The sequence below is a fragment of the Ruminococcus sp. J1101004sp1_RTP21198st1_B9_RTP21198_201120 genome, from assembly GCF_040924245.1.
Classification (GTDB): domain Bacteria; phylum Bacillota; class Clostridia; order Lachnospirales; family Lachnospiraceae; genus Blautia_A; species Blautia_A faecis.
Map to the genome: position 1 here is coordinate 12,155 of NZ_JBCOMI010000013.1, position 13,783 is coordinate 25,937.

The window sequence follows — 13,783 nt, forward strand, 5'->3', positions numbered from 1 at the left end:
AGTCTTCACCTCCTGATCACCTTTTTTAATTTTGCTCTTGCCCGGGAAAGTTTGGTTGATACGGTGTTGTTGTTCATTTCAAGAAGATTACCAATTTCCTTTACGGAAAATTCATCAAAATAATAGAGTTCCACGATTTTCCGGCTTTCTTCATCCAGACATAAAAGCAATTGTTTCCATTCGCAGAGATCCAGATCTTCACACTGTACACCTTCTGAGAAATTATCCAGTTCCGCGTCATGGTTCTTTTGACGGAGAATGTCTTTGCATTCATTTATCAGAATCCGCATCAGCCAGGTTTTAAAATATTTCACTTCCCTTAATCCCTGTATCTTTTCATAACAGGACAGGATCGTATTTTGCAGTGCATCTGCAATGTCCTGTTCGTTCCGAAGATAAACCCAGGCAGCTTTATACATGCTCTGCTTATTTATCCGGATCAGCTGAACGAACGCTTCTTTATCTCCATTTTTAGCAGCTGTTACCAAAGCCTCCATTTTATTCCCCCTTTTTGTTTTTATAACTATTAGACTTAAAATATGGGAATTTGCTTTCAAAAATTTTTTATTTTTACAAAACAAGACACAGGCAATCGAAACTTGACTGTCTGTGTCCTTTTTATATCTGACTATCATTCTTAAATGTTATTTTGTACAGCAGTTCAACCCTTTCGTTTACATCTGCCTTCCCTGATATTGCACTGTCAATACAAATACTTTTTTCTTGTTTTCATCAACTTTAAAAATAGCAATATAATTGTCAATGATCAGCTGTTTATATTCTTTTCCGGCATAGCGGCCTACCAGACGGTCCTGGTGCGATTTTGGAAACAGTTCCAGCTTTTTTATTGCCTGCCAAATCCGATCCGTCTGTTCTTTTGCAGTTTCAGGTGACAATTTTTCAAGTGCAATATAAGCATAAATATCATGAATATCCCGGTACGCTCTTGGATACAGCATTATCTCATATTTATCCATAATATTTCTTGTTGAGCTGTTCCATTGCACTTTCTAATGAAATCGGCTCTGCTCCTTCTGTTACTTCCTGTTCTGCTTCATAAATTGCCTGATCAATCTTGTTTGTCTGGGCAAAACGTTCATACAGCTCTGAACTCATTACAACTAAGTCACTATATCCATTTTTCGTGATAAATATTGGTTCCTGCTTTTTATGTGCCAGTTCCGATATTTCACTGGTTTTTCTTAAATCTCTAATCGGCATAATTGTTGGCATAATGAACACCTCTCTTTCTTGTGCTATAATTGTATCATAATTATGAGTCGGTGTAAATTCTTATTCTAGAATTTTTGAAAATTATGTATAAACTTCCAGAAATTTTCCGCCTAAAACTCGCACCACAGCCGCAGCTGTGGTGCATTCTTGTCTATTATTTTTTATAACCTTACGACAACTAAAATCTATTCTTAGATCTCGAAATTTTAATTTTTCCGTTTTAGTATTCTGAATCTGAAAAGACTTTACACCTATGCCTAAACATGACACAATCCAGTCAATCATGTTCTCTTCATGATCCTCAAATGTCAAAATCAACATTTTCCCAATATGCTTCACCTTGCAAACGTTTATATCTAATTTCTAATTCAAATGCGCTATACGTGCCATAACTTCTTCCATTGTAATCTGTCTCACAGTTTTAATCCTGCCATCATCTTCCCGTTTCACTATCAGATATATCTTATTATCTTTTGCCTCCTTGCTTCCATTCTGGTAAAAACTTCCATCCTCGTCCATTAGTAAATGAACTTCTTTTCCATGCCACATCCAGCTACCTGTCGCAGAATCGAGGTCTATGCCATTCTGCTTATATTCCTGAATCTTTATTTCTGAATTAAGATTATCTCCTACTACACAGGTACCCTCTGCTGTTTCCACTGCATTTTCAACTGTATCCTTCTGTTCCGCATAATTTGACACCACATCTTCTGTCACTACTGCTGTTTCCGTCGCTGACCCATCATTGGCTTCCGTTACTGTTTCCTCATCGTAAGCAAACATATGAATACTACTTCCCGTTTCTGTATCCACAGCTTCTTGTTCATAAGATGATTCTTTTCCAGCCGCTGCTTCCAACGCTTCCATTTCCTTTGTCCGCTGGTCATATTCTTCCTGTGTAGCAATCCGAACGCCCGTTAATCTGTAATCGTCTTCCCTTACCGTATAGACATCAATTTCACCTTCCGGCATCTGGATCGACTTATAAGTATCCTCAAGCTGTCGGTCAATCAGCCATCTTACGGTTTTCCCCTGATAATACAGTGTATCACTGTCTGCATCATAAGTAACACCGTAGCATTCAAGATAAGCAAGTTCATTACGCATTTCTTCCTTATGCCAGTCGGATAATTTTTCCTTTTCTTCCTCTGTCAGATTGGAAGATGAAGAATCTTCGGAGATAAATACCTTTCCTCCCATATCATATCCGTAAGTCATTGCCTGCACACTGTAGCCGCATACTGCCACAGATAAGGTAGTTCCCATTAATAAAGCTGCAATTTTTCTTTTCATTGTACATCCAACTCCTTTACATTTTTTATTATGTCCATACCATACCATTGAATTTTGTAATGTAATTGGAGTTTATATGTGATTCGTGTGTGATTTATAGAGAAAAGGAAAAACAAACCCCATCACATGTATTACCCATACGATAGCTTGCTCCATGCTGGTCCAAGATCATTTTTACAATATAAAGACCCAATCCGCTTCCACCGGTCTGGCGGTTACGGGACTGTTCCACACGATAAAATGCTTCAAACAAATGGACTAATGCTTCTTCCGGAATAAACACCCCGGTATTTTCAATCTGGCAATATACCGTCTCGGTATCTGTTCCCGGTTTCAGCAAAACTCTGATATGATTTCCTTTTTCTTCCGGCGTATAACGGATGGCATTAAGCAGAAGGTTAGAAAAAACTTTGTCCATCATCACCGGATTCACATCTGCATACAAATGTTCTGGGATCTCCACTTGCAGTTCCAGTTTTTTATTTTCTATCAGTTCAGCCATATCAGCAATCTGCAAGCGGAGCTGTTCTGCTATATCGGTCTTTTGTGTAATAAATTTGTTATTCTCGATCCGTGAAACAGTCAGAAGTTCCTTTACCATGTCTTCCATTTTTTCTGTGGTTTCCAGTGACCGCTGCAAATAGTAATTTCTGTCCCTGTATTCCCCTACTCCCTGCAGCATTCCGGACAAGTGCCCTTTCAATATTGTAATCGGTGTTTTCAGTTCATGGGACACTGCTGAAAAAAATGCAATTCTCTTTTTCTCTATCTTGCGTTCCATTTCGATATCTGACTTAAGCTTTTCATTTGCACTCTTCAGTTCTTCCAATGCTCGTGAGAGGTTTTTGGAAAGCTCATTCAAGCTTTCCCCTAATACTCCTACTTCATCTGTTCTTTTCCCCTGATAGGAACTGTCAAAATCAAGCGCAGCCATATTTTGAGCCAGTTGACTTAACCTAACGATTGGAAATGTCAAATAAAGGGATGCCCCCAGTGCAAACAATATGGAAACTACAATAGCGATTCCAAGGATATACGGCAGTATCTGATATAATATTTCAAGAGCCTGATTGACGGGCTGCATTCCCCCAGAAACAATCATTGTATATGTTTCTCCACCCACTTTAACGCTGTACCGTTTCACTGCTGAATTATCTCCGACTTCTGCAATTCCATCAGCCTGTTGGACGACATCCTCTGTTACGACGTCCGCCTGGCCGATTACTCCCTCTTCATAGGCCGCATTTTCTTCCTGTACGATAGTGGTTTGCTCTGCGCTATTTTCGTGTGTCAATATCATATCACCCATATAACCCTGCTCTACCACACCATTATCCAATACATCTTCTGTCACGGCTGTACTCTCAGCCGGCCATATCCTATTTCCCTGTTCATCCAAAATCACGACTGAAACTTTCGAACCTGCTTCAAACAATTCAATGGCATAAGAAGCTTCATTAATCGTTTCATAAGAATGAATGGTTTCAATCATTTCCTGTGAAACCGAATCAATATCCTTCTGTAGCTGTTTACTATAATAGGTTGGAAGGAATCCTACAATTACCGCATATGTAATTCCACTGGATACTGCCAGTACTACAGCAATCAGTGTGCAAATTTTTATGGTCAGACTGTTTTTAATTCTCTTTATCAATCCGGTATCCCACCCCTCTTATTGTACTAATCAGATTTACTCCCAGCTTTTTGCGGATATTCTTAATATGTGTATCCACAATTCGCTCTTCCCCATAATAATCTTCTCCCCATACCATATTTAGAAGTTTCTGGCGTGTCAAAACGATTCCTTTGTTAATCAGCAGAACATATAGCATTTCAAATTCTTTCTGTGTTAATTCAACCTCTATCTGTTCTCCCTTTTCTGCTTTACAAATATAAACATGATGCCCCTTCACATCCACGCTTAACGTTTTATAAGAAATCACCTGCAATTCATCTTCTCTTTGTGTCCTTCTCAAGATTGCTGCAATTTTTCTCAATAAAATGGGTATAGAAAACGGCTTGGTGACATAATCATCTGCATTCATATCAAAGCCTTTGATCTGATACGCTTCTTCATCTAATGCCGTAAGCATGATAATTGGTACATTCGATTCTCTACGGATTAATTCACATACTCCAAAACCGTCTATCTTTGGCATCATAACATCCAACAGCACAAGATCAAACTCGCCATTGTGAAATTTTGTAATCCCATCCACACCATCATACGCCAGTGTAACTGCATATCCTTGATCTATCAAATAGTTTTCTAATATTTTCTGAATGTCATCCTCATCTTCAACAACCAATATTCGATACATAAAATCACTCCCCACAATTTCTTTTTAATATTTCCTGTAATTATACATTAGATATATGGAGTTACGATGGAGTTAATAAAAAATATAGAATTATTTTCACACATAAAATCTATATCATTATAATAAAACCATTTTCTTTTCATGGCAATGCGTTTTAATCATTCCGATGTTACAACATAATTGGCTAAGTAATCGGAACACTACTCCAAGATTGATAGTGGTAGTGGTCTTTCCTCCACCTTCCTGCAGACATTCTGGCTTCACACTGCCATTTTTAAAATCATAAATTTTGTTAACGTGTTTTCGTGTATCTCTGTCAATTCCAAGACAATATACCAATGCTTCATGATATACGTCTTTCCATCTGCATTTAGGCAGATATTCCAAATAGAATTCCTTATGTTCTTTGCTCATAAAAGTTATTGTGCGAGCATCCTCGCCAGCTGCGCCTATCGCTGTACTTGCCATATTGATTTCCTCCTTATGCAATTAGTTTTTAAGTTTATAATTTGATTTTTGAAAATTATGGCGATCTGATGAAACCGCTGATAATTTGAGTAACTTCGCTGAAGATTGCAAGCCTTTGCTTTTACTCAGTTTTTCCTTACTCAATACTCAATTTTAGAAGATTCTTAGTGATTTCCAGCGATGCTTGGCGGTATTTAGGATTTTTTTAGAAAAATATAGAAAAAAACCCCGAAAACCTTATAATCACTGTGAAACGTAGTGTTTATAAGGCTTTCAGGGCCTTTAAATACTCAAATTCAGACTTATTAAAAAATAGAATGAAAACTTAAGTTAATGGATTATTTACCCATCTGTTTTGCAACTTCCTCAGCAAAGTTTTCTTCTTTCTTCTCAATTCCGTCTCCGGTCTCGTAACGAACGAAGCCTTTGATTGTGATCTTAGCGCCGTTTTCTTTAGCAACCTGTGCTACGTAGTTTCCAACGGACTGTTTTCCGTCTTCTGCTTTTACGTAAATCTGGTCAAGAAGGCAGATCTCTTTAAGCTCTTTCTTGATACGTCCTGTGATCATTCCCTGAATAACCTTTTCCGGTTTCTGGGATTCCTTAGGATCGTTCTGGATCTGAGCCATAAGGATTTCTTTCTCATGCTCGATATACTCAGCGCTTACTTCGCTGTCGCTTGTGTAAAGAGGTTTCAGAGCTGCAACCTGCATTGCAACGTTCTTAGCCATCTCTTTAACAGCGTCGTTTACAACATCTGTCTCAACGTCAACAAGAACACCGATCTTTCCCCCCATATGTGTGTAGGAAGCAACAAAACCGTTCTCCTCTTTCATCTGAGCGAATCTACGGATATTCATGTTCTCACCGATAACTGCAATCTGAGCTGCAAGAGCTTCTTTTACAGTCTTAGTGGTATCAAGTGCCCATGCCTCTGCAAGGAAAGCATCAATATCAGCTGCTGTAGTTGTCAGAGCCTGAGCTGCAACATCTGCAACATACTGCTGGAATTTCTCGTTCTTAGCAACGAAGTCTGTCTCGGAGTTAACCTCAACAACAACTGCGTTCTTAGCATCGTCAGCAACAAGTGTCTTGCAAAGACCCTCTGCCGCAACACGGTTTGCTTTCTTCTGAGCGGTAGCAAGACCTTTCTCGCGAAGGAACTCTACTGCTTTATCCATATCGCCTTCTGTAGCTGTAAGAGCTTTCTTACAGTCCATCATACCAGCGCCGGTCATCTCTCTTAACTCTTTTACCTGTGCTGCTGTAATAGCCATTTTCATTTCCTCCTGATTGATAGTGTGTTGTAAGGACCTGTCCGTCAGCTGTGGATATGCCTATGCAGGCATAGCTCATTCACAACTGACGTCCAGAATTTTTACAAATTATTCCTCTGTAGCGAACTCTTCAGACTCAGCCTGGATTTCTCCCTCAGCGTCTGTCTGTCCCTGGTTTGCTTCGATAACTGCGTCAGCCATCTTGGAAACGATCAGTTTTACAGCACGGATAGCGTCATCGTTACCCGGGATTACGTAATCCAGTTCTTCTGGGTCACAGTTAGTATCGCAGATTCCGATAAGCGGAATTCCCAGTGTATGAGCTTCCTGAATGCAGATCTTTTCCTTCTTAGGATCTACTACGAAGATAGCATCTGGAAGTCTCTTCATTTCTTTGATACCGCCAAGGTTCTTCTGAAGTTTATCTAATTCTTTTCTTAAAGCGATAACTTCTTTCTTAGGCAGAACATCGAATGTTCCATCAGACTCCATGGTCTCGATTTCTTTCAGTTTCGCAATACGGCTCTGGATAGTCTTGAAGTTGGTAAGCATACCGCCTAACCATCTCTCATTTACATAGAACTGTCCGCAACGCTCAGCCTCTGTCTTGATAGCGTCCTGAGCCTGTTTCTTAGTACCAACGAAAAGGATATTTCCGCCGTTAGCTACGATATCAGCGATTGCATTATAAGCATCGTCAACCATTCCTACAGACTGCTGTAAGTCGATAATGTAGATACCATTTCTCTCTGTGTAGATGTATGGAGCCATTTTAGGGTTCCATCTTCTTGTCTGATGTCCGAAATGAACACCTGCCTCTAAAAGCTGTTTCATTGAAATAACGCTCATGTCTTTTTCTCCTTTTGGTTAAATTCTTCCGCATGGATCCTTTTCCTCTCGGACCCAGCCTCACACCGCAGGGCACCATCCTGGGAATCTCCATGCGTGTTTGATGGTTTACAACTTTTGCATTATAACATGACAAAACCCTCCGTGTAAAGAGGGTTTTTGCAAATTTTTCCGCTATTTTTAGGCTTTTCAACGTTTTAACAAATTCATTCCCCCGTTCTCCCAACAGGGTTCTTTCATTTCTGCAAAAGCATTTCAGATAAGCTATTTCCCCAGTCTGAGCGCCGCCAGTTCACCAGGTGTCAGCTCTCGTGCCTGGCCTTTTGGCAGATCATCTGGCAAAGTCAGCGAGCCCATAGAAATCCGTTTCAAGTAGATTACTTTCTTTCCAACCGCTTCCATCATTCTCTTCACCTGATGAAAACGTCCTTCCTGAATAGTCAGAAGGATTTCCGAGCGCCAGGAACTCTTTTCCACGTCTGCTTTATATTCCTCATTATTTGCTTTGGCCGTCATTGTTTCAGAGTCACCTTTAACATTTTTTCCTTCGCAATCTTTACCACTGGCAACTCCCTGCTCTGGGTTTTCTTCCCAACTCTTAAGAATCTCCAGCTTTCCCGGCAATGTCAGCTCCTGATCTCCAATATCCACACCTACCCGGATCTTCTCTATATCCTCCGGCACTACTTTGCCTTCCGTCACAGCGAAATAAGTTTTATCCACATGTTTCTTCGGAGAAAGCAGCTGGTGGGCCAGCTGGCCGTCATCTGTAATAAGAAGCAAGCCTTCTGTATCCTTATCCAGACGTCCTACAGGAAAAAGATTCCGCCTGCCATCCTTTGGCACCAGTTCCAGAACCGTCTTTTCCCTGATGTCCTCCGTGGCGCTTACATACCCGGCAGGCTTGTGCAAAAGATAATACACAAATTCTGCCCGAGCGCCCAGGCGCTCTCCGCCAAATTCCACCACGTCCCTCTCCGGGTCTACCTTCAGCTCTGGCTTTTTCGCCGTCTCACCATTTACCTGAACCATTCCCTTCTGGATCAGCTTCTTCACTTCTGTCCTCGTGCCAGCTCCGGAATCTGCCAGAAATTTATCCAGTCTCACTGCTTTTCCCATTTATACTACCTTACCTTCTACTTTATTCCTCGTCCAAAACCTCAAAGGACAATGCCCGCTGAGAATCTTCCTTCATAAATTCCGGAACATCCTTCGCCATGATAGACCAGGCCACCTCTGTTTCCATGCCGTCGATCACAACCTTCAGGCTGGCCCAGCCGTCCAGTTCCTGTTTTTCCCAGAACGGTACCATCTGATAACATCTCAAGGCTTTTTTCAGCTCACTCAGCTGCTCCGGCTTATTGTAAATAATCGGGGAAGAAACTTCATTCTGATTCTCATTCATATAATATTGAACTTCCACAGAACTTAAGTTCACATCATCCATAGAAATAGGATACCCTGTTTCCTTCAAAATTTCAACTGTCCTTTTGAACTGTGGGAATACATAGAAGCATGGAGAAAAAGAATAATCTCCTGTTTTGCCCACTACCATGTCGTCCGTACCTTCCACAGATGGTACATCAGAATAGCCAATGGTCAGGCTTGCGCAAGGTTCCCCTGTCAGCACCTCTGGATCAGCCTCCTCCACATCCTGCCGGAAAGCATCCACCAGCAGCTGTTTCTTCGCCTTATTATCCTGGAAAAGGAAAATTGACTGTCCGGTTATAAAATCACATCTTACCTCATCCACATATTTGTCATCCAGATTCAGAATGGAATAACGCTCAGCCTTCAGGGGTCCCTCAGCCATGCCCTCTTTCCACAAATTCTTTATGTCATCCAGGCTTACCATATAGTAACGATAGATGGCACTTCCTGATTTCAGGTCATACCGTACCTTAAGTCCTAATGTATTTCTAGAAGGATCCCACAGATTGCTGAACCACAATGCTGTGCTGTTTCCTATAATTTCTTTACATGTCTCCTTGCTCTCTTTTGCAATTTCTTTTATACTGTCAAAAAGATTCTGGTCAATTCCCAGATCATTTCCCGTCGAATCCCCATTCAAATAATATCCGGAATCCAGCATGGCAACAGTACCATCTTCATTTACTTTCACATTATAAGTAGTTTCCTTTTCGGTATCCACAGATCCGATTGCGATATTTTCAATCTTGTCATAGGAAGGAACATATTCGTCATATCCTGTCAGGTCAAAAAAGAACACACACGCCACAAGTGCTACACATGCCCCATTTATCACAAGCTGGATCTTATGGGAAAAGAATCTCCGGAAATCCCTGTAATAAATAATTTCCATAATACCGCCAGCAAGAAGGGTTCCAAGAATCAATCCAAAAATCCACCAGATCGTTCTGGAACTGTCACTTGACAGCATATAGAAAATAAATCCAATTCCAAGGCCTCCAGGTACCACGATCAGAAATTTTACTACAGTACCGATCCATGGAAAAACAAAAGCCATCCCTGTTCTCTCTGATCTTCTATGTACAAAGGCGTAATATCCAAGACCTCCCAATGCCGCAGTTACCAGAATCACTGCAATCAGTATTCCGCCGTAATTTCCCTCTGCATATTTTTTCACGAAGGTATAAGAAATGGTAAATGGTGAAGCCATCTCTTTCAGCCATTTTACGAAACCATAAGAACTCTCACTGCGTGTATAATAAAATGCCATTTCATATAAATCCAACAGCACAGAAAGCACTGGTCCATAAGCTACAGCAGCCACCAGAAGCAGCGCTCCCATAAGCAGATGCCCTGTAATGCAGATCACCAGCACAACAGAAAAATACATCAGTAAATACAACATCAGATGAAATACCATCATAAGGAACGCCAGTTTCATAAGATGAAGACTGAAAAATCCTCTCATCGCCCCGATACAGATGGCAAAAAATTCCATCACCAGATACGGCACCAAAAAATATAAAAGTGACTGCAAAGTCTTGTACCAGAACATCCTGTTTCGTTTCACAGGAAGACTGTGGTAGAAGTCAATTTTCCGCAGTGAATACAGGTACCAGAACTGGCTGATCCCATTAAACAGTGCCGCAAGCGCTGCAACCGCAAGTCCGGTAATCATGAATCCATTCTGCCACAGATTTACATAAAGGGCATTTATTTCTCTGGCCGTGTATTCCATTCCGAACCAGTTTCCCAGCATGATCAGCTCTGCCACCGGAAAGGCCAGAAGAAATCCAATGGTCACAAAAGCCGGTATCCACACCAGCCCTTTTGATGTTACCTTCATATATCTGCTAGAATAAATTTTTGATTTCATAGCCTGCCACCTCCGTCTCGCTGATAAAAATTTCCTCCAGGGTCAGAGGAAGCACCTCCATGAAAAGAGGATTTTTCGCCTGGATTTTCTCCATGATCTCACTTCTGGTTCCCCGGGCCGTTATCATAAGAAGAGAACCCTGATGCTGCACCTTCAAAACCTGAAGTTCCTTTTCCAGTTCTTTTTCCTGCTGTCTTCCACTAAGCACACACTGGATCTTGTGAATGTGAAATTTCATGTCTTCCAGATCTTTGGAAAGAAGAATCCCCCCTTTATGCAAAAGTCCGACATGATCGCAAATATCTTCCAGTTCGCGCAGATTGTGAGACGCGATCACAGGCGTAAATTCCCGGTTCATGATCTCCGCTGCAAACAGGCTCTTTACTGCCTGACGCATTACCGGATCAAGTCCATCAAAGGTCTCATCGCAAAACAGATATTTCGTTGCCGCGCACACACCGATGATTACCAGAACCTGTTTTTTCATACCTTTGGAAAAAGTTGCAATTCTGCGATTTTCTTCCAGATGAAATTGTTCCATCAGTTCATGAAAAAGCCTGGTTCGAAACTGAGGATAAAAATTTCGGTAAAAGCGCACCAGATCCATTGCTGTATAATTTGTCGGAAAATAACTATCATCTGAGATATAAAAAAACAGTTTCTTTGCTTCTTCATTTTCATACACTGGCATACCGTCAATCTGGATTTCCCCTTCATCTGGCTTTATAATTCCAGCCATCATCCGAAGCAGGGTGCTTTTCCCGGCGCCGTTACTGCCCACAAGACCAAACACTTCCCGCACCCCAACATCCAGAGTTGCTTTATTGACCGCTTTGACAGTGCCAAACGCCTTACTGCATTCTTTGACTTCTATCATGGCTTCTCCTCCTTGTAACACTCCCTAATAATGTAGATCAGCTCTTCCGCTTCCATTCCCATAGCCTTTCCCTTCCGGATCAGGGTTTTCAGTTCTTTTATATAGGAAGCTTTGCTAAGTTTACGCACTTCTTCACTGTCTGCGATAAAGTTTCCTGTTCCTTTAACCGGGTAGATCAGTCCCTCCTGTTCCAGCTGCATGTAAGCACGCTGGATGGTGTTTGGGTTGATCGATAATTCCATGGCCAGCTGCCGCACAGAGGGCATTCTGGAGCCTGGCTCCAGTACTCCCATCAGGATCAGATTCCGAAATTTCTCCTCCACCTGCTCGTACAGTGGCCTTCTGTCCTGATAATCCAAAACGATCATAGACATGCTTCCTCCTTTCTAAGTGTATTAATACATTTAATACACTTAAGATAGCATATGTGTACTTTAAATTCAAGACGGGAAATTCTTAAATGTTTATAAAGTGGAATGCGCCAACAAAAAACCTTCTCACAATCTCCCCTGTTTTTCCAGGATTTTGTAAGAAGGTCTTCTATTTTTCTTAATATATTTCTGATTATGCTTTATATCAGCCTCGTACATCCTCGTTTCTGATAATTCTTATAGCATCTCCAGATACCATAAGTTCCTGCAAAAACAAGAAACAGATTCAGTGCAATTACGGATGTGGCTCCTGTATGATCCAGCATGTACAGCATCACATCACTGACCAGCAGGCTCCAGATATTTGCCCCCATATGAAGAAATACACTGGCAAACAGATTTCCTCTCCATTCCAGGATCAATGCGAAAAGCAATCCCATAATAGTTGCATACACTCCCTGGAGCAGATTCATATGGTAAATTCCAAATGTCAGTCCTGAAAACAGTGCAGCTGTGATCACGCGCATATTATCTCTCATACGAAGAAATACCAGCCAGCGGAAAATAACCTCTTCTGCAAAAGGTGCTGCAATCCCCATCCAGAAAATCAGACTCCAGATACTTTTCCCCTCGGAAATCAAGGACTGAGTTTCCTGATAAGCTTCCGGATTCAAATATTGCTGAAAAAGCCCTACCAGAATGTTTCCATATTGACCAAGAAATGCGCCAATTATAAGAAACCCCAGAATTTCAGGAACAGGAAGGTGACGATCAGCTGCAGGATATAATATCCCGGTTTCTTTTCTTCTTGAAAAATCGCCCCGATACAACAATATGCAGGGAACTGCAGCCAAAATCCCTGTCAGACCAGTCAGCATAAGCACATGCTGGTAATATGCACTCATATCTGCGCCAGTCCGCTGCACCAGAAAATACAGTCCCAGATAGGAGACAAGCTGGGAAAGCACAAAATGGATTCCCACCGGATACAGACACTTCCATGCCAAAACCGGCATTTTCTGTTTTCTTCTGGGGCTCAGGCGAAAAAATCCAGTATTTCCTCTGCCGAATTCACAATTTTAAAAGGATGGGCATTTTTCAGTTCTTCTTCGGTTCCGTACCCATAGGAAACTGCAATGCATTCCAATCCGGCGCGTCTTGCCCCAAATACATCATGCTCTTTATCCCCCACCATGATCACCTGGTCACGGTGTTCAGAAAATCCCAGCCGCTTCAGAGTTTCCTCGATCACCTCTGTCTTATTGGTTCGTCTACCCTCAGGCTCACTTCCAACCATCTCGTCAAAATAAGAATCAATATGGAAATATTCCGCAACGATCTTCACGAAATTCTCTGGTTTGGAAGACGCAATGGCAAGCTTGTATCCTCTTTGTTTCAGTCCGGATAACATTTCCGGAATGCCAGGATACAGTTCATTCTCATAAATCCCCACTGGTGCGTATCGTTCTCTGTAAATCTCAACTGCCTTTCTTGCTGTTTCTTCGTCAATTCCCGCATATTCCTGAAACTGCTCCAAAAGGGGCGGTCCCACAAAAATGCGCAGCTTCTGAAGATCTGGTTCTGGTTTTCCTACCTTCTCCAGAGCATATTGTACGGATTTGGTGATTCCCTCCCCGGAATCGGTGAGAGTTCCGTCCAGATCAAATAAAATAGCTTTGTACATCTGTGTTTTGCCTCCTGTACCGTCATGTAATTTTTGTCGTTGATTTTTCAAGTCTTTCGCTATATGGGTGTTAATTATAACATCATTTCTTTATAACGTCCAG

The 13,783-nt window shown here is 41.4% G+C and carries 15 protein-coding genes; all 15 read right to left on the reverse strand.

Annotated elements, in window-relative coordinates:
- Window positions 1–5 precede the first annotated feature (5 nt).
- The 15 genes from AB5618_RS10425 to AB5618_RS10495 all read right to left on the reverse strand — a co-directional run bounded on the left by AB5618_RS10425 (window position 6) and on the right by AB5618_RS10495 (window position 13,680).
- A complete protein-coding gene (locus AB5618_RS10425) occupies window positions 6–497 on the reverse strand; it encodes an RNA polymerase sigma factor (RefSeq protein WP_173772047.1) in 492 nt (163 codons plus the stop codon).
- Between the two features lie 177 nt (window positions 498–674).
- Window positions 675–977, reverse strand: a complete 303-nt coding sequence (locus AB5618_RS10430; RefSeq protein WP_173715914.1) for a type II toxin-antitoxin system RelE/ParE family toxin — start codon at window positions 975–977, stop codon at window positions 675–677.
- Entirely contained in the window at window positions 970–1,233 is a 264-nt protein-coding gene (locus AB5618_RS10435) for a type II toxin-antitoxin system prevent-host-death family antitoxin (RefSeq protein WP_118579486.1), read from the reverse strand. Before AB5618_RS10435 ends, AB5618_RS10430 begins: the two co-directional genes overlap by 8 nt.
- Window positions 1,234–1,596: 363 nt before the next feature.
- Complete coding sequence (locus AB5618_RS10440) at window positions 1,597–2,526, reverse strand: hypothetical protein (protein ID WP_173771875.1); 930 nt, start codon at window positions 2,524–2,526, stop codon at window positions 1,597–1,599.
- A 94-nt stretch (window positions 2,527–2,620) separates the two neighbouring features.
- Window positions 2,621–4,180 carry a HAMP domain-containing sensor histidine kinase gene (locus AB5618_RS10445; RefSeq protein ID WP_148461895.1) on the reverse strand — a complete coding sequence of 520 codons (1,560 nt, stop codon included), beginning with the start codon at window positions 4,178–4,180 and terminating at the stop codon, window positions 2,621–2,623.
- Window positions 4,164–4,847: a response regulator transcription factor gene (locus AB5618_RS10450; protein ID WP_148461896.1), complete on the reverse strand. Its 684-nt coding sequence runs from the start codon at window positions 4,845–4,847 to the stop codon at window positions 4,164–4,166. Before AB5618_RS10450 ends, AB5618_RS10445 begins: the two co-directional genes overlap by 17 nt.
- Before the next feature lie 117 nt (window positions 4,848–4,964).
- Complete coding sequence (locus AB5618_RS10455) at window positions 4,965–5,315, reverse strand: DUF6075 family protein (protein ID WP_118579471.1); 351 nt, start codon at window positions 5,313–5,315, stop codon at window positions 4,965–4,967.
- 338 nt (window positions 5,316–5,653) lie between these two features.
- On the reverse strand, window positions 5,654–6,592 hold the full coding sequence (gene tsf, locus AB5618_RS10460; protein ID WP_148461897.1) for a translation elongation factor Ts: 939 nt from the start codon (window positions 6,590–6,592) through the stop codon (window positions 5,654–5,656).
- Window positions 6,593–6,700: 108 nt separating this feature from the next.
- Window positions 6,701–7,441 (reverse strand): 30S ribosomal protein S2, encoded by a 741-nt coding sequence (gene rpsB, locus AB5618_RS10465; protein ID WP_118579468.1) that lies wholly within the window; start codon window positions 7,439–7,441, stop codon window positions 6,701–6,703.
- 264 nt (window positions 7,442–7,705) lie between these two features.
- Window positions 7,706–8,560, reverse strand: a complete 855-nt coding sequence (locus tag AB5618_RS10470; RefSeq protein WP_148461898.1) for a pseudouridine synthase — start codon at window positions 8,558–8,560, stop codon at window positions 7,706–7,708.
- Window positions 8,561–8,582: 22 nt separating this feature from the next.
- Window positions 8,583–10,748, reverse strand: a complete 2,166-nt coding sequence (locus AB5618_RS10475; protein ID WP_148461899.1) for a DUF6449 domain-containing protein — start codon at window positions 10,746–10,748, stop codon at window positions 8,583–8,585.
- A complete protein-coding gene (locus AB5618_RS10480; protein WP_148461900.1) occupies window positions 10,726–11,625 on the reverse strand; it encodes an ABC transporter ATP-binding protein in 900 nt (299 codons plus the stop codon). The genes AB5618_RS10475 and AB5618_RS10480 overlap by 23 nt, the downstream gene beginning before the upstream one ends.
- Window positions 11,622–11,999, reverse strand: coding sequence for a GntR family transcriptional regulator (locus AB5618_RS10485; RefSeq protein ID WP_330382706.1), 378 nt, complete (start codon window positions 11,997–11,999; stop codon window positions 11,622–11,624). Before AB5618_RS10485 ends, AB5618_RS10480 begins: the two co-directional genes overlap by 4 nt.
- A gap of 197 nt (window positions 12,000–12,196) precedes the next feature.
- Window positions 12,197–13,012: a CPBP family intramembrane glutamic endopeptidase gene (locus AB5618_RS10490; RefSeq protein WP_118579453.1), complete on the reverse strand. Its 816-nt coding sequence runs from the start codon at window positions 13,010–13,012 to the stop codon at window positions 12,197–12,199.
- Window positions 13,013–13,032: 20 nt separating this feature from the next.
- A complete protein-coding gene (locus AB5618_RS10495; protein ID WP_148461902.1) occupies window positions 13,033–13,680 on the reverse strand; it encodes an HAD-IA family hydrolase in 648 nt (215 codons plus the stop codon).
- Between the last annotated feature and the right edge of the window lie 103 nt (window positions 13,681–13,783).